General features: G+C 69.0%; 23 protein-coding genes. 17 read left to right on the top strand and 6 right to left on the bottom strand.

From position 1 onward, the window contains the following. Positions 1-53: 53 nt before the first annotated feature. On the bottom strand, positions 54-803 hold the full coding sequence (locus I4Q42_RS13515) for an enoyl-CoA hydratase/isomerase family protein (RefSeq protein WP_232793100.1): 750 nt from the start codon (positions 801-803) through the stop codon (positions 54-56). 291 nt (positions 804-1094) lie between these two features. On the opposite strand from I4Q42_RS13515, the gene ccrA reads away from it, so the two are divergent. The 7 genes from ccrA to I4Q42_RS26070 all read left to right on the top strand — a co-directional run bounded on the left by ccrA (position 1095) and on the right by I4Q42_RS26070 (position 7461). Further along, positions 1095-2375, top strand: a complete 1281-nt coding sequence (ccrA, locus tag I4Q42_RS13510) for a crotonyl-CoA carboxylase/reductase (protein ID WP_198576595.1) — start codon at positions 1095-1097, stop codon at positions 2373-2375. Positions 2376-2465: 90 nt separating this feature from the next. Further along, a complete protein-coding gene (locus tag I4Q42_RS13505) occupies positions 2466-2705 on the top strand; it encodes a DUF2188 domain-containing protein (RefSeq protein ID WP_198576594.1) in 240 nt (79 codons plus the stop codon). Between the two features lie 81 nt (positions 2706-2786). Further along, entirely contained in the window at positions 2787-3623 is an 837-nt protein-coding gene (locus I4Q42_RS13500) for an outer membrane protein (protein ID WP_198576593.1), read from the top strand. A 103-nt stretch (positions 3624-3726) separates the two neighbouring features. Further along, positions 3727-5193 (top strand): M20 family peptidase, encoded by a 1467-nt coding sequence (locus I4Q42_RS13495; protein WP_198576592.1) that lies wholly within the window; start codon positions 3727-3729, stop codon positions 5191-5193. 173 nt (positions 5194-5366) lie between these two features. Then, on the top strand, positions 5367-5519 hold the full coding sequence (locus I4Q42_RS13490; RefSeq protein ID WP_198576591.1) for a hypothetical protein: 153 nt from the start codon (positions 5367-5369) through the stop codon (positions 5517-5519). A 32-nt stretch (positions 5520-5551) separates the two neighbouring features. Beyond that, positions 5552-6670, top strand: coding sequence for an aromatic ring-hydroxylating oxygenase subunit alpha (locus tag I4Q42_RS13485; protein WP_198576590.1), 1119 nt, complete (start codon positions 5552-5554; stop codon positions 6668-6670). Continuing rightward, complete coding sequence (locus I4Q42_RS26070; protein WP_332873078.1) at positions 6658-7461, top strand: CPBP family glutamic-type intramembrane protease; 804 nt, start codon at positions 6658-6660, stop codon at positions 7459-7461. The genes I4Q42_RS13485 and I4Q42_RS26070 overlap by 13 nt, the downstream gene beginning before the upstream one ends. A gap of 86 nt (positions 7462-7547) precedes the next feature. On the opposite strand, the gene I4Q42_RS13475 is transcribed toward I4Q42_RS26070, so the two are convergent. Then, positions 7548-8123, bottom strand: a complete 576-nt coding sequence (locus I4Q42_RS13475) for an SH3 domain-containing protein (protein ID WP_198576589.1) — start codon at positions 8121-8123, stop codon at positions 7548-7550. Positions 8124-8398: 275 nt separating this feature from the next. Between I4Q42_RS13475 and I4Q42_RS13470 the strand changes: the two genes are divergently transcribed. Beyond that, the gene (locus I4Q42_RS13470) at positions 8399-10084 is read left to right on the top strand and encodes an acyl-CoA dehydrogenase family protein (protein ID WP_198576588.1); all 1686 of its coding nucleotides are present in this window, start codon (positions 8399-8401) and stop codon (positions 10082-10084) included. Between the two features lie 173 nt (positions 10085-10257). Here I4Q42_RS13470 and I4Q42_RS13465 read toward each other — a convergent pair whose 3' ends face one another. The 3 genes from I4Q42_RS13465 to I4Q42_RS13455 form a co-directional block, all read right to left on the bottom strand. Next, complete coding sequence (locus tag I4Q42_RS13465; protein WP_198576587.1) at positions 10258-10863, bottom strand: TetR/AcrR family transcriptional regulator; 606 nt, start codon at positions 10861-10863, stop codon at positions 10258-10260. A gap of 132 nt (positions 10864-10995) precedes the next feature. Continuing rightward, entirely contained in the window at positions 10996-11643 is a 648-nt protein-coding gene (locus I4Q42_RS13460) for a TetR/AcrR family transcriptional regulator (protein WP_198576586.1), read from the bottom strand. Further along, positions 11640-11858, bottom strand: coding sequence for a hypothetical protein (locus I4Q42_RS13455; protein WP_198576585.1), 219 nt, complete (start codon positions 11856-11858; stop codon positions 11640-11642). Before I4Q42_RS13455 ends, I4Q42_RS13460 begins: the two co-directional genes overlap by 4 nt. A 421-nt stretch (positions 11859-12279) precedes the next feature. On the opposite strand from I4Q42_RS13455, the gene I4Q42_RS13450 reads away from it, so the two are divergent. From I4Q42_RS13450 to I4Q42_RS13420, 7 genes are all read left to right on the top strand, one after another. Continuing rightward, entirely contained in the window at positions 12280-12477 is a 198-nt protein-coding gene (locus tag I4Q42_RS13450) for a twin transmembrane helix small protein (RefSeq protein WP_198576584.1), read from the top strand. 47 nt (positions 12478-12524) lie between these two features. Continuing rightward, positions 12525-13103, top strand: a complete 579-nt coding sequence (locus tag I4Q42_RS13445) for a cob(I)yrinic acid a,c-diamide adenosyltransferase (protein WP_198576583.1) — start codon at positions 12525-12527, stop codon at positions 13101-13103. A gap of 18 nt (positions 13104-13121) precedes the next feature. Continuing rightward, the gene (locus I4Q42_RS13440) at positions 13122-13823 is read left to right on the top strand and encodes a type 1 glutamine amidotransferase (RefSeq protein WP_198576582.1); all 702 of its coding nucleotides are present in this window, start codon (positions 13122-13124) and stop codon (positions 13821-13823) included. A 33-nt stretch (positions 13824-13856) separates the two neighbouring features. Next, on the top strand, positions 13857-14507 hold the full coding sequence (locus tag I4Q42_RS13435) for an Isoquinoline 1-oxidoreductase subunit (RefSeq protein ID WP_198576581.1): 651 nt from the start codon (positions 13857-13859) through the stop codon (positions 14505-14507). Positions 14508-14609: 102 nt separating this feature from the next. Further along, positions 14610-15068: a hypothetical protein gene (locus I4Q42_RS13430; protein ID WP_198576580.1), complete on the top strand. Its 459-nt coding sequence runs from the start codon at positions 14610-14612 to the stop codon at positions 15066-15068. A 5-nt stretch (positions 15069-15073) separates the two neighbouring features. Next, a complete protein-coding gene (rpiB, locus tag I4Q42_RS13425) occupies positions 15074-15514 on the top strand; it encodes a ribose 5-phosphate isomerase B (RefSeq protein ID WP_198576579.1) in 441 nt (146 codons plus the stop codon). 110 nt (positions 15515-15624) lie between these two features. Further along, positions 15625-17487, top strand: a complete 1863-nt coding sequence (locus tag I4Q42_RS13420; RefSeq protein WP_232793099.1) for a glycoside hydrolase family 2 protein — start codon at positions 15625-15627, stop codon at positions 17485-17487. 138 nt (positions 17488-17625) lie between these two features. Here I4Q42_RS13420 and I4Q42_RS13415 read toward each other — a convergent pair whose 3' ends face one another. Next, positions 17626-18102 (bottom strand): SRPBCC family protein, encoded by a 477-nt coding sequence (locus I4Q42_RS13415; protein WP_198576578.1) that lies wholly within the window; start codon positions 18100-18102, stop codon positions 17626-17628. Between the two features lie 158 nt (positions 18103-18260). Here I4Q42_RS13415 and I4Q42_RS13410 point away from each other — a divergent pair, with 158 nt between their 5' ends. After that, positions 18261-19025, top strand: a complete 765-nt coding sequence (locus tag I4Q42_RS13410; RefSeq protein WP_198576577.1) for an SDR family oxidoreductase — start codon at positions 18261-18263, stop codon at positions 19023-19025. 128 nt (positions 19026-19153) lie between these two features. After that, the gene (locus I4Q42_RS13405; protein WP_198576576.1) at positions 19154-21721 is read left to right on the top strand and encodes a hybrid sensor histidine kinase/response regulator; all 2568 of its coding nucleotides are present in this window, start codon (positions 19154-19156) and stop codon (positions 21719-21721) included.

Below are 21721 nucleotides of genomic sequence, written 5' to 3'. Positions count from 1 at the left end.
CCCCTCATCCGACGGTCTTCGACCGCCACCTTCTCCCGCAAGGGGAGAAGGATCTACTTCCTGCGGAAATCCGCCGTGCGCTTGGCCATGAACGCCGAGATCGCCTCCTTGTGGTCGGCGCTTGCGATCAGGGCCGGCAGCTCTTCTTCCACGTAAGACCGCCCGTCGACGATCCGCTTGGTCGCCTCCACGGCCAGGGGCGCGCGAGAGGATATGGCCTCGGCCAGGCTCATGGCCTCGCGCAGCAGGGTCTGGGGCGTGTGGACGGCGGTGATGATCCCGTCGAACAGGGCGCGGGCCGGATCGAACTGGGCGCCGGTCAGCAGGTGGGCTTTGGCGCGGGCGGCGCCGATCAGCCTGGGCAGGCGCGTCACCGAGGCCACCAGGCCGATGTTGACGCCAGAGGCGGCGAACACCGCCCGGTCGCTGGCCAGGCGGATGTCGCAGGCCAAAGCGAGCTCCAGCCCGCCGCCAAAGCACCAGCCGTCGATGGCGGCGATGGTCGGCACCCGCAGGGCCTCGACCCAGTCCATCAGCCGATTGAAGTCTTCCACCGCCGCCAGGGCGCCGTCGCCGCGTACGGCCGCCTCGCGCAGGTCGTCGCCGGCGCAGAACACCGCGCCCCGTCCGGTCAGCACCACGGCGCGGACGTCGTCGTCGGTGGCGATTTCGTCGAGCGCCCGGACCAGCTGGGCGCGCAGGGAAAGGCCGAGCGCGTTGGCCGGCGGGGCGTCCAGCTCCAGCAGGATGATGGAGCCCGTGGGGCGCGAGACGTGCAGCAGCGGCGGGATCGTCGGCGTCATGTCCGCAACCTCGCCCGGCGCGGCGCGAATGGGAAGCGCGCAACCTCCGGGGTCACGGATGGTTTCTCGCGCAACCATGCTGCGACGCACAAGGATTCCACTTGCCAGATCCGAACGCTTGTCTCAGCCTTCGCCATACCGGCAGGCTTAGCGTCGCCGGAGAACACGATAAGAACGACGGCCCGGCGGCGCGTTTTTCGTTCGCGCCGAACCGTACCGCGGAGCGCAAACAGTCCTTTTGGCGTTCATGTTGCAGCGCCGAAGAGCCGGGGCCAAAAGCCGGGGAGTGATATGACCGCCGCGACCCTCGAAACCGCCACGTCTGCCGTCAAAGACCTCTATGAGATCGGCGAGATCCCGCCGGCCTTCCACGTGCCCAAGTCGATGTACGCCTGGACGATCCGCAAGGAGCGCCACGGCCCGCCGGGTTCGGCCATGCAGGTCGAGGTGGTGCCGACCTGGGAGATCGGCGAGGACGAGGTGCTGGTCCTCGTGATGGCCGCCGGCGTCAACTACAACGGCATCTGGGCCGCCCTCGGCGAGCCGATCAGCCCGCTCGACGGCCACAAGCATCCCTTCCACGTCGCCGGCTCCGACGCCTCGGGCGTCGTCTGGGCTGTGGGCGCCAAGGTCAAGCGCTGGAAGCTGGGCGACGAGGTCGTCATCCACTGCAATCAGGACGACGGCGACGACGAGGAGTGCAACGGCGGCGACCCGATGTATTCGTCCAGCCAGCGCATCTGGGGCTACGAGACGCCGGACGGCAGCTTCGCCCAGTTCTGCCGCGTCCAATCCCGCCAGCTGATGCCGCGCCCCCGTCACCTGACCTGGGAGGAAGCGGCCTGCTACACCCTGACCCTGGCCACCGCCTACCGCATGCTGTTCGGCCACAAGCCGCATGAGCTGAAGCCCGGCCAGAACGTGCTGGTCTGGGGCGCGTCCGGGGGCCTCGGGGTCTTCGCCGTACAGCTGGCGGCCGTCGCGGGCGCCAACGCGATCGGCGTGGTCAGCGACGACGACAAGCGCGAGTTCGTGCTGTCGATGGGCGCCAAGGCGGTGCTGAACCGCAAGGAATTCAACTGCTGGGGCCAGCTGCCCAAGGTCAACGGCCCGGAGTTCTCCGACTACATGAAGGAGAGCCGCAAGTTCGGCAAAGCCATCTGGCAGATCACCGGCAACAAGGACGTCGATCTGGTGTTCGAGCACCCGGGCGAGTCGACCTTCCCGGTCTCCGTCTTCGTCGTGAAGCGCGGCGGCATGGTCGCCATCTGCGCCGGCACCAGCGGCTTCAACCTGACCATGGACGCCCGCTTCCTGTGGATGCGCCAAAAGCGCGTGCAGGGGTCGCACTTCGCCAACCTGATGCAGGCCAGCGCCGCCAACCAGCTGGTCATCGACCGCCGCGTCGACCCCTGCCTGTCGGAAGTGTTCCCCTGGAACGACATCCCCGCCGCCCACGAGAAGATGCTGGCCAACCAGCACCTGCCCGGAAACATGGGCGTGCTGGTCTGCGCCCAGCGCCCGGGCCTGCGGACGTTCGAGGAGGTGCAGGAGCTGGGCGGGGAAGGGTAGGGCGCGCGCGACACGGCGCCTGCGTCCAAGACAGCGCGCCGGAACCACGTCCCTCTCGCGCCTGTTGTCACCGCACCACGAGGAGTTCCCATGACCGACATCACCTACACCATCGTCGAGCACGACGGCGGCTGGGCCTACAAGCTGGGCGCGGTGTTCTCCGAGACCTTCCCCAGCCACGACGCCGCCCTGGCCGCCGCCAAGCGCGCCGCCGGCGAGCAGCAAGTGGCGGGCGAGACCACCGGCATCACCTACGAAGACGAGAAGGGCCAGTGGCGCGCGGAGGTGTCCGAAGGCGACGATCGGCCGACGACGCATGTGAAGGGCTGAGGGGCGCTGGCCGCATCCGCGAACGTTGTTCGCTCGTAGCTCCCTTCGGCGGCGCCCCCGGCCGCCGGAGGGACCACCACAATGACCAAGACCTTTAAGGCCGCCGCCCTGGCGCTCGCGGCGAGCGCCATCCTCGGCGGATCGGCCCAGGCCCAGGGCATGACCGGCCAATGGAGCGGCCCCTATGTCGGGGCGCTGTTCGGCTACGCCAAGAGCGCCGATAACACCGGCGAGCAGGTGGTGTTCGACAAGAACCTCGACGGCCAGTACGGCGACACCGTCACCACGGCGGCTGGCGCCAACGCCTTCTCGCCGGGCTTCTGCGACGGCTTCGCCAAGGGACCGACCGCGGCTGGCGGCTGCGTCGGCGACGACGACAACAACTGGGAACTGGGCCTGCGCGGCGGCTACGACTGGCAGTTCGGGTCGTTCGTGATCGGCGGCGTGGCCGAGATCGAGCGCCTGCGACTGGAGGATCGGGTGACGGCCTTTTCCACCACCCCGGCCTTCTACAGCTTCGACCGCCGACTGAAGTCGCTGGCCGCCGTCCGCCTACGCGGCGGCTACGCCATGGGTCCCTATCTGGCCTACGCCACGGGGGGCGTGGCGCGGGGCGACCTCGATCACGCCTTCCGCACCAGCAATACCGTCAACACCTTCGTCGCCGATCATGACGACAAGGCCGACGGCTATCAGGCCGGCGTTGGGCTGGAGCGGCAGATCGATGGCCGTGTGCGGCTGGGGCTGGAATATCTCTACACCCGGCTCGAGGACGACAGCGGCCCGGTCCGCGTGCAAGGGCCCGCGCCAGCGACCAATCCCTTCATCCTGACCAATGCGGCCGGCACCGACATGCAGCGGGCCGAGAACCTTCTGGAGGTGCACAGTGTGCGGATGACCGCCAGCTATCGCTTCTAGAAAAGCCGTGCTCCCCATTTCGATCCATCGCGTATCGAAATGGGGATTGGCAACCACGCCGTCCCGTCCCACAGTCGCGCCCTGGCATTCGCGGAGGGGCGTCATGGGGTGGAAGAGCAAGGTCGCGCTGGGCACGGTCGGCGTCGTCGCCGTGCTGGCCGGGGTGGTCGCGGTGCGCACCGCCACCTTCAAGCCGCCGGCCCCCGCGGGCGACGTCGTTCTCGCCGCCGCCCGTCCGTTCGACGCCGCCAAGGCCGCCGCCCACCTGGGCGAGGCCGTCCGCTTCCAGACCGTCAGCCACCAGGACGCCGCCGAGAACGATCTCGCCCAATGGGACGCCCTGCACGCTTGGCTGCAGAGCACCTACCCCGCCGCCCACAAGGCCATGACCCGCGAGGTCGTCGGCGGCCACGCCCTCATCTACACCTGGAAGGGCTCGGACCCGTCGCTGCCGCCGGTCGTGTTGATGGCTCACCAGGACGTGGTGCCGGTGACGCCGGGCACCGAGAAGGACTGGAAGCATCCGCCGTTCGACGGCGTGGTGGCCGAGGGCGCGGTCTGGGGCCGCGGCTCGGTCGACGACAAGGGCTCGCTGGTCGGCCTGTTCGAAGCGGTCGAGGGCCTGGCGGCCGGCGGCTTCGTCCCCAAGCGCACCGTCATCATCGCCAGCGGCCATGACGAGGAGGTCGGCGGCGCCGGCGCCCGGGCCATGGCCGACGCGCTGAAGGCGCGGGGCGTCAAAGCCTGGTTCGTGCTCGACGAGGGCATGGTGGTGGTGGCCGACAATCCGGTGACCAAGGGCCCGGCGGCGATCATCGGCGTGGCCGAAAAGGGCTATGGCACGCTGCGGGTCACCGCCCCGGCCCCGGGCGGCCACTCCTCGACCCCGCCGGCCCAGACCGGAGTCACCACCCTGGCCCGCGCGGTGCTGGCCATCGCCGACCATCCCCATCCGATGAAGTTCGAAGGCCCCGGCGCCGACATGCTGAAGTCGCTGGCCCCCAGCGCCTCGCCCGTGGCGAAGATGGCGGCGGCCAACACCTGGCTGTTCTCGCCGCTGCTGATCAAGCAGATGGCCAAGTCGCCGGCCGGGGCGGCCATGCTGCACACGACGATCGCCCCGACCATGCTGAAGGGCTCGCCCAAGGACAACGTCCTGCCGCAGGACGCCACGGCCTGGATCAACTACCGCATCGCGCCGGACGACAGCTCGGCCGCGGTGATGGCCCGCGCCAAGGGCGCCGTCGGCGACCTGCCGGTGACCCTGGCCTGGGAGCGCCAGCCCAACGATCCCTCGCCGGTGTCTTCGACGACGTCAGGCGGCTGGAAGACCCTGGCCTCGCTGGCCGGAAACGAGAGCGGCGCGCCGGTCGCGCCGGGCCTCGTGATCGCCGCCACCGACAGCCGCTTCATGTCGCCGATCGCCGACGACATCTACCGCTTCCAGCCGATCACCCTGTCGATGGACGGCACCAAGATGATCCATGGCACCAACGAGCACATGACCTTGGCCAACCTCGAGGAGATGGTGCGGTTCTACCAGCGGCTGGTGGAGACGGCGGGGCGCTGATCTCTCACCATTCTCTCCGTTCATCCCCGCGGAGGCGGGGATCCAAGCCGAGGTGCGGATGTGCTCAGGCTCGTCCTGTGAGCCAGCTTGGGTCCCCGCCTTCGCGGGGAATGTTCGGATTTTGGTGATCACGCAGACTTAAAAGGTCAGCGGACTGGCGTTAGCATCCGAACATGTCCGCTACCGATGAATCCTCTCTTGAAGCAAAGATCGCCGACTGCTTGCTTGGTGACGGCCAAGCGCGTCCCGCGGATTTGATCCATTTTCTGGACCGCGCGCCCGATGCGCCGCCGATGGAAGGCGACGCTCTGGACAAGGCGCCGTAAGTAAGCCCCGTTCATTCGCCATATCGACGATCATGCCCGCCGACGACGCTCGTATCGCTTCCCCAGCCGCCGGCTCCGCCAAGGCTCCGCCCGCCAAGTTCGGCAAGGGCTTCCTGTTCGACGCCTGGTACTTCGCGGCTTTGTCGCGTGAGGTGAAGACCGGCAAGCTGGCGCGCTACGAGATCCTCGGCGAGCCGGTGCTGGTCAGCCGGGGCAAGGACGGCAAGGTGTTCGCCATCCGCGACGTCTGCCCGCACCGCGCCGCGCCCTTGTCGGGCGGCAAGCTGACGCAAGAGGCCGACGGCCGTTCCAGCGTCGAGTGCCCCTATCACGGCTGGCGGTTCGGATCGGACGGCGCCTGCGCGGCGATCCCGTCCCTGACCAGCGACCAGAGCCTGGAGGTCTCCCGCATCCGCGTGCGGCGCTATCCTGCGGCCGAGAGCCAGGGGATGGTGTTCGTCTGGATCAGCGCCGATCCCCGCTTCGATGGCGAGCCGCCGCAGGCCCCGCCCGCGTTTCCCGGCGTGGTCGGCGGCCAGGCCAAGATCGTCGACTCGATGGTCTTCGAGACCCACATGGATCACGCGGTGGTCGGTCTGATGGACCCCACCCACGCCCCCTATGTGCACGAGGCCTGGTGGGCCCGCTCGTCCAAGCGCCAGTCGGAGAAGACCAAGGTCTTCGCGCCTTCTCCGGAGGGCTTCGTCATGCGCCGCCACGGGCGCAGCAAGGCCAACCGCCTTTACGACATCCTCGGCGGCGCGCCGGAGATCGAGATCACCTTCCGCCTGCCCGGCTATCGCTGGGAGCACATCGTGGTGGGCAAGCATCAGGTGCTGGCCCTGACCTGCCTGACGCCGCTGACCGAGACCAGCACGCGGATCAGCCAGCTGATCTGGTCGGACCATCCGGTGATGATGCTGCGCGCCCTGATCGCCCCCTTCGCCCGCGAGTTCCTGCGCCAGGACGGCCGCATGGTGAACCTGCAGAACGAGGGGCTGAAATACGATCCGTCCCTGATCTGGATCGACGACGCCGACACCCAGGCCAAGTGGTACCAGCAGCTGAAGCGCGAATGGGTCGCCAGCCGCAACGAGGGCCGGGCCTTCGTCAATCCGGTCAAGGAAACCACGCTGAAGTGGCGCAGCTGAACGTCCATCTGGGCGACGAGTACGACCGCGACCTGCGCGCGGCGTTGCTGACGGCCTTGCTGGAAAGCGGCGCGACCCTGAAGAATCGCTGGTCCGGCGTCGGCGGATCGCAGGAGGTTTCTCATGAGGAATGGGAGACCGAGCACGGCCTGCTGGTGGTCGAGGCCGAGACCTATCAGGGCCTGAGCCTGGAAGGCCCGGCGGAGGCGGTCGAGCTTGTGACCGCGAGGCTGGCCGATGTCCGAGCCAGGACGCCTGTTGTGTCCGAGGCGCCGCCGGAGGGCTGGGTACGTCGGTTGGGCCGGCGTCTGGCTTTGGCCCTGACGACCCTGCCCGATGCCGCCGGCTGGCGATGGTGCGCCCTGGCGGCGGTGATCTGCGGCGCGCTGATGGCCGCCATCGGCCTTTCGACCGGCCTCTATCTCCCGACCGAGACGGCTCCCGGGCTGATGATCCGCCTACTGACGGTGTGGGTCGTGCCGGCCCTGGGCGAGGAGATTCCGTTCCGCGCCCTGCTGCTGCCGGGACGCGACGAGACCCGCCGGCCGTGGCTGTGGGTGACCGTCTCGACGGCGCTCTATGTCGCTTGGCATCCCTTCGAGACCCTGACCTTCCTGCCGCACGCGACGATGTTCCTGCGCTGGGACTTCCTGCTGTGCACGGGGATCCTGGGGCTTTCCTGCGCCCTGATGCGGCTGCGCACCGGCTCGCTGTGGCCGGCGGTGCTGCTGCATGGCGGGTTCGTCGTGGTCTGGCAGACCTGGCTGGGCGGCGTCAGCGCTCTGGGGTGAGGGCCAACGAAAAGCCCGCCTGGGCGGGGGACCAGGCGGGCTCGCACGGAGCGCGCAGGGGGACGGGAGCGCGCCCCGAACCTCGCTTAAGCGCGGTAGACGTAGGCGCTGGAGACGTAGCCGACGCCGACGCCGTTCTGGCCGACCAGGATCCACTTGCCGTCGCCGGTGCGGCCCAGGGCCTGGAAGGTCTCGCCGGTGACGACCGAGCCGACGCGCTGGCCGCGGGTCGAGGCCGAGGCGCGCAGGTTCAGGTTCGAGCGGGCGACGTACTTGCCGCTGATCTTGGTCATCGGCGCATCGTCGATGTTGTGCGAGATGCGGATGCCGTTGCTGGTCTTGTAGGCCCCGCCGACGTCGTTGGCGGCGTCCTTCTTCTGCATCGAGCAGCCGACGTAGGAGCCGGCGCCCGCGCCGACCACGGCGCCGATGGCGGTGCCCGTGCCGCGGTCGTTCTTGGCCAGGTTCGAGCCGGCGACGGCGCCCAGCAGGCCGCCGATAACGGCCGCGGTTTCCTGCTTCTTGCCCGAGGCCTGGCAGCCGACGACGCCGCCCAGGCGCTGTTCGACGGCGTTGGCGGCCGGGGCCGCGGCCATGGTGAAGGCGGTGGCGGCGGCGGCGATAGTCAGGCCGATGGTCTTGATGGTGTTGTTCTTTTGCATGGCGATAGTCCTTCGTCCCATTTGAATTTTGCCGGGGCGCGTCGGCCCCGTGAGACGCAACATGGCAGGGCCAAGCTGAACCGGGCCGTCAGGTCGCTCGACAGATTTCGTTCATGTTGAAATTTTTCTGAGAGAGCCCTTCTCCCCTTGCCGGAGAGGGAAACCCTTTCCTTGCCGGAGAGGGAAACCCTTTGCTGCATCGCCGCATTGCTCGCAGGTGCGAAAGGCATCAGACTGCCGGAAAACATAAGTCCGCCCAGGGGAGTTCGAGAGCCATGACCGACGCGGTCGCCCAGCCGTCCCTGATCCTGCCCGGCCTGACGGGCCTGCTGCGCGAGGCGGCGACCTCGGCGCAGCTGTTCGTCGCCGAGGCCAAGCCGGCGGTGAAGGCCGCCGTGACGGCCGAAACCGGCAAGATCGACCGCAAGCTGGCCGACGCCCAGCAGCACGCCGTGCACGGCTTTGGCTGGTACGCCGCCTATGCGGAGCTGATGAACCAAGTCGCCGGCTGGGCCGAGCGGCTGGAAGGCGAGGGCCGCTTTTCCGAGGTCGAGGCCCTGCTGGCCCAGCTGCTATTCTCCGAATACTGCGCCCAGCTGGTCGGCGGGGTGCCGATGAATCAGGGCGAGATCGTCCGGCCGGCCCACCTGGTCACCGACCGCTCGGCGCTGAACCGTCTCTATTCCAACGGCATCATGAAGCTGATGATCGAGGGCGGCACGCAGGCGGTGAAGACCCGCGTCGCCCAGCGCCTGGCCGAGGCGCGCGGCCGGCCGACCCTGGAGCACACCGGTCTCGACGAGACCTTCGAGATGATCCGCGACCAGTTCCACGCCTTCGCCGAGGAGAAGGTCACCCCCTTCGCCCACGAGTGGCACCTGAAGGACCAGCTGATCCCGATCGAACTGGTCGAGGAGCTGGGCGCGCTGGGCGTGTTCGGCCTGACGATCCCTGAAGAGTACGGCGGCTCCGGCATGGGCAAGACCGCCATGTGCGTGGTCTCCGAGGAGCTGTCGCGCGCCTGGATCGGCGTCGGATCCCTGGCCACCCGCTCGGAGATCGCCGGCGAGCTGATCCTGACCGGCGGCACGGAAGCGCAGAAGCAATACTGGCTGCCGAAGATCGCCAGCGCCGAGATCCTGCCGACCGCCGTCTTCACCGAGCCCAATACCGGCTCCGACCTCGGCGCCCTGCGCACCCGCGCGGTGCTGGAGGGCGAGCAGTATGTGGTGACCGGGAACAAGACCTGGATCACCCACGCCGCCCGCGCCGACGTCATGACCCTGCTGGTCCGCACCGATCCGGCGACCAGCGACTATCGCGGCCTGTCCATGCTGCTGGCGCCCAAACCGCGCGGCGTGGACGGCGACGACTTCCCGGCCCAGGGCATGAGCGGCGGCGAGATCGGGGTGATCGGCTATCGCGGCATGAAGGAATACGAGCTGGCATTTGACGGCTTCGCCGTGCCCGCCGAGAACCTGCTGGGCGGCGTGCCGGGCCAGGGCTTCAAGCAGCTGATGGCCACCTTCGAAAGCGCCCGCATCCAGACCGCGGCCCGGGCCGTGGGCGTGGCCCAGGCGGCGCTGGAGGTGGGCCTGTCCTATGCGCTCGACCGCAAGCAGTTCGGCGACGCGATCTTCGCCTTTCCCCGGGTGCACAACAAGCTGGCCATGATGGCCGCCGAGATCATGGGCGTGCGCCAGCTGACCTATTTCGCCGCCCGCCAGAAGGACGAGGGCAAGCGCTGCGACCTGGAGGCCGGCATGGCCAAGCTGATCGCCGCCCGCGTCGCCTGGGCGGCCGCCGACAACGCCCTGCAGATCCACGGCGGCAACGGCTTCGCCATGGAATACGCCGCCAGCCGCCTGCTGGCCGACGCCCGGATCCTCAACATCTTCGAGGGCGCCGGCGAGATCCAGGCGCAGGTCATCGCGCGGCGGCTGCTGGAGGATGGGAACTGAAGAGAGATCCTTCTCCCCTTGCGGGAGAAGGTGGCGGTCGAAGACCGTCGGATGAGGGGTCTCTCAGAAATCAAACGCCGCGCCAGTCGTGAAGCCGCCGCGGCGTTTCTGTTCGTGCGACCCCTCACCCGACCCGCTTCGCGGGCCACCCTCTCCCGCAGGGGGAGAGGGATCTAGGGTCTGGGCCGCCAGCCGCTGGCGACCAAAGCGATCTGCCGATCCATCGCCGCCGACATCGCCGCGGCGTCGGCGCCCTGGGCGGCGGCGAGGCGGTAGTTGGCGGCGTAGCAGGCCTTGAGCACTTCCACGGTCAGCGGAAAGTCGAGGTCGGGGCGTACGTCGCCACGGCCGACGCCGTCGCGCAGCACCATTTCCAGCATGTCGGCCAGGTGTTCGTTGCGTCCGTAGGGGGTGACCCCCGGATCGTTGCTCGGGCTGTAGGACGCGGCGATGTGGGCCAGGAACAGCCGCACCCGCCGGGTCTCGAACTCGTAGTGGATGGCGAAGATCGAGCACAGCCGGTCGGCCGTGGCGCCGCGCAGATACGGCAGCACCCGGTCGAACTCGGCATAGAGATCACCGAGCCTTCGATCCATCACATGGCTGAGCACCTCGGCCTTGGAGGCGAAGGTGGTGAAGACGCTGCCCACCGACACGCCCGCCCGCTCGGCGATGGCGCGAATGGTCGTCTCTTCGTAACCCGTCTCGTTGAACAGGTCGCGCGCGGCCTCGAGCACGCGCTCGCGCGTCGCCTGTTTCTGTTCGTCGCGTACGCCCACGCAGTTCCCCCTCGGACACGCAGCGTTGATTTACACACCGACCCGCGCGCCCGACCCCGACGGACGCCCGCATCGTCATTCCTTATCGTTGGCCTGGTCCGGGGGACGGTCCGCCCCCCGGCGGAACCATCCTCAGGCGCGCGCGCCGGCGAGGATCAGCGTCAGCTGTTCGCGCAGGTGAGCCACCAGGTTCTCGACCGTCCAACCGTCGAAGACGGCGCGGCGATAGTTGGCGACATACACGTCCCAGGCGATTTCGGCCACGAGTTTCGCGTTTACATCGGCCTTCAGCTCGCCCGACTGCACGCCACGCTCCAGAGCGTCGGCGATCAGGCCGAAAAGGTGCTTGATGTCGCCGCGGGCGCGCTTCTCGGCGGCGTCCGAACGGGTCCAGGAAACGGCGATGCTGGCTTGCAGCAGCGGCAGTTGCTCCAGGTGGAAGCTGTAGGCCACGCCGAACAGACCGATCAGGGCGTCGGCGACGGTTTCGCCGTCACGGGCGGCCTGCTTCATCTGGGCGTAGATGACTTCGTAGTCGGCGGTCAGGATCTCGTCGAACAGTTCCGACTTGTCCGAGAAGCTGGCGAACACCGCGCCGGTCGACATGCCGGCGGCCTGGGCGATGTCACGGATCGTGGCGCCCTCGTAGCCGCGCTCGCTGAACAGCTGGCGGGCGGCCGACAGGACGCGTTCGCGGGTGCGCTGCTTGGCGAGCGCCCGGCGGGTCAGCTTCACCGGGGTTTCAGAACCGGACTCGATGTTGACGGAAACAAAGCTCATGCGACGGCCTCCAGGCGGGCGAGCGCGGCTTCAGCGCGCTTTTCAAATTCGATGCAGTACTCGTCGACGACGTTTTGCAGGACGTCGGCGTAGCGGCGGGCGAGGTCGCGCCCATCCTGGGCGGCGTCTCGAAGGTCGGTAATCAACTGGCGGACTTCGGCCAGGGCCTCTTCACGTTCGGAGGGGGCCGCGGTGAGCCGGGAGCTCTGCGACATGTCGTTCTCTCTCCAGACCGACCGCGGAAAAACAAACTGCGCTGAACGATCCGCGGCTGGGTGTCGATCATGTTCAACGAACGCGCACTGTGAAATCAGGTGGGGGCGTTTACCCATGTGTGCAAGGGATTTCAACCCACAAAAGTAGCGAAAGTCGGTGAACCTTGGCTGGATTTCTTTCTATGGTAGCGCTGCTCAATCGTCGATGCGACAAATGCACTCAACGAACATGCTCGTCGAACATGTTTTGCGATTTTTGAGCGAGTGGGGCGGTTCTGGCGTTCCTCGAGCGAGCGGCGCCGAGCCTGCCCGGTTCGGATCCCTGATCCGAAACGGTGTGGCAGGCTCGCCCTCTAAATTTAGAGGGTGACGGCCGCCGAAATCGTTTCGATTTCGGCTGTCACCCTCTAGGTTGGAGGGCATGGCCCCCCTGTTTCAGATCCTGGTCCCTGTCGCCCTGTTCGCCGTGCTGGCGACGCTGTGCGTGGGGATCTACGCCCTCTTCCGTGGCGGCGATTTCGGCCGCTCCTATTCCAACCGGCTGATGCGGCTGCGCGTGGTGCTGCAGTTCGTCGCCGTGCTGGTGCTGGTGGCCGCCTTCTGGTGGAGCCACCGCTAGCTTTACTAGTCCGCTGATTTTGCAGCTTTGTTTCAAAGGGTAACCAGATGGTCGTCCTGAACCGCATCTATACCCGCACCGGCGACAAGGGCTCGACGCGGCTGTCGACGGGCGAGCCGGTGAGCAAGGCCAGCTTGCGGGTCGAGGCCTATGGCGGGGTCGACGAGACCAACGCCTTCATCGGCGTGGCCCGCCAGTACGCGGGAGACGACCCCGAGCTGGACGCCATGCTGGAGCGCATCCAGAACGACCTCTTCGACCTCGGCGCGGATCTGGCCACCCCCGAGCAGAACGGCAAGCCCGAGTGGGAGCCGCTGCGGGTGGTCGAGGCCCAGGTCGAGCGGCTGGAGGCCGAGATCGACCTGATCAACGAACGCCTCTCGCCCCTGACCTCGTTCGTGCTGCCGGCCGGCTCGGCCCTGTCGGCGGCCCTGCACGTGGCCCGCACCGTCAGCCGCCGGGCCGAGCGGACCTGCGTGGCCCTGGCCGCCACCGAGGGCGAGATCGTCGGCCAGCCGGCGCTGAAATACCTCAATCGCCTGTCGGACCTCTTGTTCGTCGCCGCCCGACGCGCCAATTCCGACGGCGCGAGGGACGTGCTGTGGAAGCCCGGCGCGACGCGATAGGACGCCAGTAGGAAGACGATGCGCATCGGTCTGCTGGAAACGGGCGAGCCGCCCGAAAGCCTGATCCCCACCTTTGGCCGCTATGGCGGCATGTTTCAGCGCCTGCTGGGGCCGGGCCACGACTACGCGACCTTCAACGTCCAGGCCGGCGAGCTGCCCAAGGCGATCGACGCCTGCGACGCCTGGCTGGTCACCGGCAGCTCGGCCGGGGTCTATGACGACCTGCCGTGGATCGACCCGCTGAAGGGTTTCCTGGCCAGCGCCCGCGACCAGGTCCCGCTGGTCGGCGTCTGCTTCGGCCACCAGGTGATGGCCGAGGCCTTCGGCGGCAGCGCGGTGAAGTCCGACAAGGGCTGGGGCGTGGGGCTGCAGAGCTATTCGGTGTCGCGACCGGCGGCGTGGATGGACGAGGTGGCCCACGTCACCGCCCCCGGTTCGCATCAGGACCAGGTCGTGGCCCTGGCCCCCGGCGGCCGGGTGCTGGCGGGCAGCGACTTCACCCCGTTCGGCGTGCTGGCCTATGGCGACAAGGCCCTGTCGATGCAGTTCCATCCGGAGTTCGACCCGGCCTACGCCACGGCCCTGATCGAGAGCCGGCGCGGCACGCGTTTTACCGAGGCCCAGGCCGACGCGGCGATCGCCTCCCTGGCCGCGCCCAACGACAGCGGCCGCATCGCCGGCTGGATCGCGCGCTTCCTGAAAGAGGCAACCGGCGCCTGATCCCGGCCGTTGCAGGCGGGAAGGGAGACGCCGATGTCCCGCCCCGCCGCCTTGCTGTTGCTGACCGGCCTCGCCCTCGCGGGCGGAGCGGTGGTCGCCAGCGCCCTCGACGGCCAGCCCGCGGCCGCCGCCAGCGCGCCGGTTCCGGTCCTGAAGACCGCCGCCGACTTCCAGTCGATCCAGGATCCGGCCGCCCGGTCGCTGGCCCTGTTCGCCGAGGCCGGCAAGGTGATCCAGAGCCCGCGCTGCCTGAACTGCCATCCGGCCACCCGCGTCCCGACCCAGGACGACGACCTGCATCCGCACGACCCGCCGATGGTCGCCGGCCAGAGCGGCCACGGCCCGACCGGTCTGCCCTGCCGATCGTGCCACGGGCCGGCCAACGTCCGGATCTTCGGCGAGCACATCAAGAGCATGCCGGGCGATCCCAAATGGGCGGTCGCGCCCGCCGAGATGGCCTGGCAGGGCAAGTCGCTTGGCGCGATCTGCGCCCAGCTGAAGGATCCCGCCCGCAACGGCGGCAAGACCCTGGCCCAGCTGCAGCACCACATGGCCCACGACCATCTGGTCGGCTGGAGCTGGAACCCCGGCGAGGGAAGAAAGCCCGCGCCGGGCACGCAGGCGCAGCTGGGGGCGCTGATCCAGGCCTGGATGGACACCGGGGCCAAGTGCCCGAAGGCGTGACGGTAGCCTGTTCTCCCGCAGAAAACGCTTAAGGCGCAGCTATCGTTATGGTAGCGGTTACGCGCGCTTTCTATCGCTTTCGAATAGGTTTGCGGGGTGACGATGCTGGCTCAAGGCTTGGCGATTTTGTTGCTGTCGCAGAGTGCGGATTTCACCGTGCTCAGGACCCTTGATGGCGCCGACCTCCTGGCCGGCGGGATCGATGCTCAAGTCATCGACCTGCCCAAGGCGGTGACCCCCGAGGCCTTCGCCGAGCAGGTGGTTCAGGCCGAACACCTGAAAGCCTGGGACGATGGTCCGATAACGCAGAACGAGCGGCCTGGCGCGCTCGGCTACAAGGCGATCCACGAAGGCAGCGGGAGAAGCATCGTCGTCTACTACGCGCGCCAGGAGAATGGGCCCAGCGTGGTTTGCCGACTGAGAACCAAAGGCGCCACGGGCATCAGCGCCGCACGCTATCGCGCGCTTCGGTGGTGCGCCGGGCAGGTGGGCGTCGACTTGCCGGCGATCCCTCCGCCGCCGGTCGGACACCCCGGCGGTGAGGCGGAACGGGGGAGCTGAACGCCATGCGCATCGCCATCGCCTCGGACCATTCGGCGATCGATCTGAAGGCCGAGCTGGTCGGTTGGCTGACTGGCGAAGGCCACGAGGTGACCGACCTGGGTCCTCAGGGCGATGCGCGTGTCGACTATCCCGACTACGGCTACAAGCTGGCCGCACAGGTCGGCAGCGGTCGAGCCGAACGCGGCGTCGCGCTCTGCGGCTCGGGCATCGGCATCTCCATCGCGGTCAATCGCAATCCAGCCTGTCGCTGCGCCCTGGTCCACGAACCCGTCTCCGCCGCGCTCAGCCGCGAGCACAACGACGCAAACGTCATCGCCCTCGGCGCCCGTCTGGTCGGGCTCGACGCAGCCAAGCGCTGCATAGCGGCTTTCCTGGCGACCGAGTTCGCCGGCGGCCGCCATGGCCCACGCGTGGAGAAGCTCGGCGCGGCGCCGGCCTGCTGACCACCAAGGCGCGCCGTCGCGGCGGTCTGGACAACCGCTCACTGGCCTGACCAATATCCCCGCCAACGACGGCGCTGGCATTACCAGCGTCGCGAGCGAGGGAGAGGCGGATGCGGCGGATCTTCGGATGGGCGTTGGCGGTCGTGGCCCCGTTCCTGGCGACATCGGCGGCCATGGCCGGCCCTATCCTCAACCGCGCCGACCTGCGGCCCGGTCAGGATCTGTCCGGAACCTGGAACTACTCGGTCGATCCCTACCGCGACGGCGTCACCGGCTTCCATCGCGGCCCGCCGGGCGCAGGGCACCGGCGCTATGACGACAGCGACGTCGACCAGGTGACCCGCGCCGATCCCAAGGCGCTCTACGAATACGACATGAAGCGCAGCCCGACGGCGACCCTGCCGGCCTCGTGGCTGACCCACGCGCCGGAGATGCGCCACTACCAGGGCCTGGTCTGGTACCAGCGGCGGTTCGACAGCGTGGCCCTGAAGCCCGGCCAGCGGGCCTTCCTGCGCTTTGAAGCCGCCAACTACACCGCCAAGGTGTTCCTCAACGGCCAGGCCGTGGGCGAGCACGAGGGCGGCTTCACGCCGTTCTCGTTCGAGGTCACCTCGCTGCTGCGCGCCGGCGAGAACCAGGTGACCGTCGGCGTCGACTCCACGCCTTCGGTCGACGGCGCTCCGCCGCCGGTCACCGACTGGGAGACCTACGGCGGCATCACCCGGCCGGTGCGGCTGGTGATCACCCCGGCCACCTTCGTCGACGAGGCCTGGGTGCGGCTGACCCGCGACGGCAGGACCATCGCCGCCGACGTCAAGCTCGACGGCGCCGCCGCCGCCGGAGCGGCGGTCAGCGTCAAGGTCGCGGGCCTGACCCTGTCGGGCCAGGCGGGCGCGGACGGCGTGGCGAAGCTTTCGGCCCTCGCGCCCAAGAGCCTCAAGCGCTGGGCCCCCGGCGCGCCCACGCTGTACGACGTTCGCGTCGAGGCGGGTGACGACGTGCTGAGCGACCGGGTGGGCTTCCGCACCATCGAGGTTCGCGGCGGCGAGATCCTGCTGAACGGCAAGCCGGTGTTCCTGCGCGGCATCTGCCTGCACGAGGAGGAGCTGGGCGAGAATCCGGCCCGCACCATCACCGAAGCCAATGCCCGCGCCCTGCTGGGCGAGGCCCGCGACGGCCTCAACGCCAATTTCGTGCGCCTGGCCCACTATCCGCACTCAGAGGTCACCACCCGCGTCGCCGACGAGATGGGCCTGCTGGTCTGGAGCGAGATCCCGATCTACTGGCTGGTGGCCTTCGACAATCCGCGCACCCTGAAGCTGGCCCGCGAGATGCTGGCCGACTCGATCCATCGCGACCGCAACCGCGCCTCGATCGTGCTGTGGAGCGTGGCCAACGAGACCCCGGTCGGCGAGGCCCGCAACACCTTCCTGGGAACCCTGACCGACGACGTCCGCGCCCTGGACGACACCCGCCTGGTCACCGCCGCCCTGCTGGCCGCCCGCAAGACGGTCGATGGCCCCAACGGTCGCCAGGCCGAGCAGTGGATCGACGATCCGCTGGCCGCCAAGCTCGACGTGCTGGCGGTCAACACCTATGCCGGCTGGTATTCCGACGACGATCTCGACGCGGTGGCGAAGATCGCCTGGCGTCCCACCGACAAGCCGATGGTGTTCTCCGAGTTCGGCGCCGACGCCCTGGCCGGGTTCAGCGACCCGGTGCTGATGCGCAAGTTCTCCGAGGACTTCCAGGCCCGCTACTACGAGCAGACCCTGGCCATGGCCGCCAACGCGCCGTCGTTGCGCGGCCTGTCGCCCTGGATCCTCAAGGACTTCCGCTCGCCCCGCCGCCAGCACCCGGTCTACCAGCAGGGCTGGAACCGCAAGGGCCTGATCTCGCCGACCGGCCGGCGCAAGGCGGCGTTCAAGGTGCTGGCCGACTACTACGCCAAGCTGAAGGGGGAGGGGCGGTAGGGGGGCCTCCGCCGGTTCAGCCGTTTTCCCATTTCGATGTCATCGCCCGACTTGTTCGGGCGACCCAAGCGACCTGTCAGCTCGTGGTTAGCTCAGCTTAGGTCGCCCGCATAAAGCGGGCGATGACGTCTTGAAAAGCTAAAGCGTCGCCGCCAGCGCCGTCATCTGGTCGGCGGCGACGCCCCAGCCTTCGTGGAAGCCCATCTGCTCGTGGGTCGCCTTGTCCTCGGCGGTCCAGTGGCGGGCGGTGGCGGTGTAGCGGGTCTTGCCGTCGCCCAGGTCCTCGAACTGCACGATCCCGACCATGAACGGCTTTGCCGACGGGACCCAGGCGCTGGTGAAGGCGTCGGTGAAGACGATCAGCCGGTTCTCGATCACCTTCAGATAGACGCCGGGATTGGGCATCTCTTCGCCGTTCGGGCCGCTCATGACGATGTAGCTGTTGCCGCCGCTGCGAACGTCCATCTCGGCGTGGCTGACGCGCCAGGGCGGCGGGCAGAACCACTTGGGCAGCAGTTCGGGCGTCGTCCAGCACTTGAACAGCTTGTCGGCCGGAACGTCGATGATCCGGGTCAGGGTCAGCTCGTGCGCGGCGGCGGGGGGCGTGAAGGCCATGGAAAGCTCCGTCTGTCTCGAAGGGACTGTTCGGGCCAAGGACGGTCCAGGTCCAGCCGTCCCGACAGCGGCGGCGCATTTTTCGATCGCGGTTGACCGGGCCGCGCCCCGGGGCCACTGTCGCCGACAATTCAAACAAACGTTTAGGGAGTGCGCCCGTGAGCCTGTTCGACCTGTCCGGCAAGGTGGCGATCATCACCGGATCCTCGCGCGGCATCGGCAAGGCGATCGCCGAACGCCTGGCCGAGCACGGCGCCAAGGTGGTGATCTCGTCGCGCAAGGCCGGCCCCTGCGAGGAAGTCGCCGCGGCCCTGAACGACAGGCACGGCGAGGGCACGGCGATCGCCGTTCCGGCCAACATCGCCTCGAAGGAAGACCTGCAGCGGCTGGTCGACGAAACCAAGTCCGCCTTCGGCAAGGTCGACGTCTGCGTCTGCAACGCCGCCAGCAATCCCTATTACGGCCCCCTGGCTGGGATCGCCGACGACCAGTTCCGCAAGATCCTCGACAACAACATCATCAGCAATCACTGGCTGATCTCGATGGTCGCGCCGGAGATGCGCGAGCGGAAGGACGGGGCGATCATCATCGTCAGCTCGATCGGCGGCCTGCGCGGCAACGCCGTCATCGGGGCCTACAACATCTCCAAGGCCGCCGACTTCCAGCTGGCCCGCAACCTCGCCCACGAGTTCGGACCCGACAACGTGCGGGTCAACTGCATCGCGCCGGGCCTGATCAAGACCGACTTCGCCAAGGCCCTGTGGGACGATCCCGCGACCCTGGAGCGCTCGACCGCCGGGGTGCCGCTGCGCCGGATCGGCGAGCCCGACGAGATCGCCGGGGCGGCGGTCTATCTGGCGTCCCAGGCGGGCAGTTTCATGACCGGACAAGCCCTGGTGGTGGACGGCGGCGCGACCATCTGAGCCGGCCTCCACCCTGGCGCGATAACGCCGGTCTTCCGGTGCGGCCTAGAGACGCGCCCGGTCCGAAATTAACCTCCAGCGGAGAACCTTGACGCTAGGACTGGGCGGTTGATCGAGGACCGTCGCCGGTGAAGCGCATCCTGCCCCTGCTGTTCGCGCTCGTCGCCCTGGCCGGCGTCACGCCGGCTCGCGCCGCGACGCCGTCGGACCAGGCGCGCAAGCTCGAACAGCTCTATCGCGAGATCGACGTGCAGCGGGCCGGACCGGCGCCGCGCGACAACGAGGATGTCGAGCGGGCCGGCCGCCGCGCCCTGCGCCAGCGCGGCGACACCCGCCTCTACGCCCTGTGGCGGGTGCTCTACGCCTACAAGAGCAACCACGTCGAAAAGTCGTTCAACGACTGGGTGGCGACGGTGCGCGCCACCGCCCGGGTCGACAATGACGCGGAACTGGCCGTCCTGGCCGACCTGATGCAGGCCGCCTACGATGTCGAGGCGCGCGGGCCGACGGGCATGGACGACGCCCGCTGGGCCAGGTTCCTCGACGGTTCGGGTCGCGAGATCGGTCTGATGGCCGGCGTGGAGCGCATCCGCGCCCTGGCGCGCAGCGGCCGCTGGACCGAGGCTAGCCATTTCGCCGGAGAACTGTTCGAGGACCTGGGAGAGCGCGGCTCGATCGCCCGCCCGCTGCTGGCCGAGGCCCACCAGGTGCACTCCTACACGCTGTCGGAAATCGGCGACAAGGACGGGGCCCTCGATCACATGGCCGAGGCCGCGCGGCTCGACGAGCGCGACGCCTTCTACATGCGCAAGATCGAGCGGCTCTACGACATCGCCTACACCGCCGCCGAGCTGGGCGAGGTGCCCGCCGCCGAACGGTTCGCCCAGATGCACCATCGCATGAGCGTGGACGCGGGCGACCCCGACCTGCTGACCTGGGACCAGAACCTGTGCGCGATGATCGCCGACACGCGCGACGACCCGCAGGGGGTGCTGCGCTGCCTGCGCGACGCCGGCCCGGCGCTGGCCGTCACCCAGGACCGCGTCGCCGTCTCGATGCTGCGGATGCGCGCCAAGGCCCTGGCCCAGACCGGCCGCGCCGCCGCCGCGCGTCGCGACCTGGCGGTGCTGGACGCCGCCCCGCCGCGCGAGGCCCGCATCGATCCGGTCGGCCGCATGCTGATCGAGGCCTTCATCGCCCATGCCGAGGGCCGCAAGGACGCCTTCGCCCTGTTCGACCGCTGGCGTGTGGCCCATGCGCGCGAGACCAGCGGCGCCCAGGCCGCCACGGCCTCGCAGATCTCGTCGGCGCTCGAGGCCGAGCTGCAGTCCAAGCGCACCGAAAGCGAGCGCCTGACCGCCGAGGTCGAGCTGACCCGCCGCCTGGCCCAGGCCACCGGCGTCATCGCCGCCCTGATGGCCCTGCTGGTCGCCGGCGGCGTCACCTGGGCTCTCTACATGCGCCGGGCCCAGGCCAATCTGAAGGACGCCCGCGGCCGGGCCGAGGCGGCCAGCGAGGCCAAGTCCTCGTTCCTGGCGGTGATGAGCCATGAGCTGCGCACGCCGCTGAACGGCATGCTGGGCATGGCCCAGGCCTTGCGCGGCGAAAGCCTGGGCGCGGGCCAGCGCGAGCAGGTCGATCTGCTGATCGATTCCGGCGAGACCCTGCTGGTGCTGCTGAACGACATTCTCGACCTGTCGAAGATCGAGGCCGGCAAGCTGGAGATCGCCCCGACCGTCGGCGACCTCGTCCAGACTGTCGGCCGGCTGGTCAACGGCTTCCAGCCGACCGCGCGCGAGAAGGGCCTGACCCTGAACTTCAACGTCGTCGGCGATCCGCCGCCGTGCCTGATGTTCGACGTGGTGCGGGTGCGCCAGTGCGTGGCCAACCTGGTCTCCAACGCCCTGAAGTTCACCAGCGAGGGCCGGGTCGAGGTGACCCTGTCCTGCGCGCTGGAGCCGGCCAGCGGCCGCCAGTCGGTGCGGCTGACGGTCAGCGACACGGGCATCGGCATGGGGCCGGCGACGCTGAACAAGCTGTTCGGGGCCTTCACCCAGGCCGACGCCTCGACCACCCGCAACTATGGCGGCTCGGGCCTGGGCCTGAACATCACCCGCCGCCTGGCCGAACTGATGGGCGGCTCGGTGACCGTGCGCAGCCGCGAGGGCGAGGGCTCGCTGTTCACCCTGCGCTTCATGGCCGACGCGGCCGCCGCCTGCGACCTGGCCGAGGCTCCCGAGGCCGAGCCCGCCGCCCTGGAGCTGGACGCCCTGGCCTCGCTGGGCGGGCGCCGGGTGCTGGTGGTCGACGACCATCCGGTCAACCGCCGGGTCATCCGCCTGTTCCTCGAGCCGTTCGGCTGCGAGCTGGTCGAGGTCGAGAACGGCCAGGAGGCGCTGGACGCCGTCGCCGCCGAGGCCTTCGACATCGTGCTGATGGACGTCAACATGCCGGTGATGGACGGGCTGGAGGCGACCCGCCGCCTGCGCGCCGACCCGCGCTGGGTCCGCCTGCCGATCGTCGCCCTGACCGCCGACGTCATGACCACCCAGATCCGCACCTGCCTGGAGGCGGGCATGGACGCCCACGTCGCCAAGCCGATCGACATGCGCAACCTGCTGTCGGTCCTGGCCCAGGTGGTGGTCGCCGCCCAGGCCCCGGCGGCAAGCCGGTCGCGGGCGGTGGAGCGGGTTTAA

The organism is Caulobacter hibisci (genome assembly GCF_016135805.1).
GTDB lineage: Bacteria > Pseudomonadota > Alphaproteobacteria > Caulobacterales > Caulobacteraceae > Caulobacter > Caulobacter hibisci.
Note: the sequence above shows the minus strand (reverse complement) of the source record. Positions and strands in the feature narration are given on the sequence as shown.

What these genes read in the sequence shown, in the direction of transcription:
- I4Q42_RS13515 (WP_232793100.1), bottom strand. Translation starts at nt 803, where the DNA reads ATGACGCCGACGATCCCGCCGCTGCTGCACGTCTCGCGCCCCACGGGC.
- ccrA (WP_198576595.1), top strand. Translation starts at nt 1,095, where the DNA reads ATGACCGCCGCGACCCTCGAAACCGCCACGTCTGCCGTCAAAGACCTC.
- I4Q42_RS13505 (WP_198576594.1), top strand. Translation starts at nt 2,466, where the DNA reads ATGACCGACATCACCTACACCATCGTCGAGCACGACGGCGGCTGGGCC.
- I4Q42_RS13500 (WP_198576593.1), top strand. Translation starts at nt 2,787, where the DNA reads ATGACCAAGACCTTTAAGGCCGCCGCCCTGGCGCTCGCGGCGAGCGCC.
- I4Q42_RS13495 (WP_198576592.1), top strand. Translation starts at nt 3,727, where the DNA reads ATGGGGTGGAAGAGCAAGGTCGCGCTGGGCACGGTCGGCGTCGTCGCC.
- I4Q42_RS13490 (WP_198576591.1), top strand. Translation starts at nt 5,367, where the DNA reads ATGTCCGCTACCGATGAATCCTCTCTTGAAGCAAAGATCGCCGACTGC.
- I4Q42_RS13485 (WP_198576590.1), top strand. Translation starts at nt 5,552, where the DNA reads ATGCCCGCCGACGACGCTCGTATCGCTTCCCCAGCCGCCGGCTCCGCC.
- I4Q42_RS13475 (WP_198576589.1), bottom strand. Translation starts at nt 8,123, where the DNA reads ATGCAAAAGAACAACACCATCAAGACCATCGGCCTGACTATCGCCGCC.
- I4Q42_RS13470 (WP_198576588.1), top strand. Translation starts at nt 8,399, where the DNA reads ATGACCGACGCGGTCGCCCAGCCGTCCCTGATCCTGCCCGGCCTGACG.
- I4Q42_RS13460 (WP_198576586.1), bottom strand. Translation starts at nt 11,643, where the DNA reads ATGAGCTTTGTTTCCGTCAACATCGAGTCCGGTTCTGAAACCCCGGTG.
- I4Q42_RS13455 (WP_198576585.1), bottom strand. Translation starts at nt 11,858, where the DNA reads ATGTCGCAGAGCTCCCGGCTCACCGCGGCCCCCTCCGAACGTGAAGAG.
- I4Q42_RS13450 (WP_198576584.1), top strand. Translation starts at nt 12,280, where the DNA reads ATGGCCCCCCTGTTTCAGATCCTGGTCCCTGTCGCCCTGTTCGCCGTG.
- I4Q42_RS13445 (WP_198576583.1), top strand. Translation starts at nt 12,525, where the DNA reads ATGGTCGTCCTGAACCGCATCTATACCCGCACCGGCGACAAGGGCTCG.
- I4Q42_RS13440 (WP_198576582.1), top strand. Translation starts at nt 13,122, where the DNA reads ATGCGCATCGGTCTGCTGGAAACGGGCGAGCCGCCCGAAAGCCTGATC.
- I4Q42_RS13435 (WP_198576581.1), top strand. Translation starts at nt 13,857, where the DNA reads ATGTCCCGCCCCGCCGCCTTGCTGTTGCTGACCGGCCTCGCCCTCGCG.
- I4Q42_RS13430 (WP_198576580.1), top strand. Translation starts at nt 14,610, where the DNA reads ATGCTGGCTCAAGGCTTGGCGATTTTGTTGCTGTCGCAGAGTGCGGAT.
- rpiB (WP_198576579.1), top strand. Translation starts at nt 15,074, where the DNA reads ATGCGCATCGCCATCGCCTCGGACCATTCGGCGATCGATCTGAAGGCC.
- I4Q42_RS13420 (WP_232793099.1), top strand. Translation starts at nt 15,625, where the DNA reads ATGCGGCGGATCTTCGGATGGGCGTTGGCGGTCGTGGCCCCGTTCCTG.
- I4Q42_RS13415 (WP_198576578.1), bottom strand. Translation starts at nt 18,102, where the DNA reads ATGGCCTTCACGCCCCCCGCCGCCGCGCACGAGCTGACCCTGACCCGG.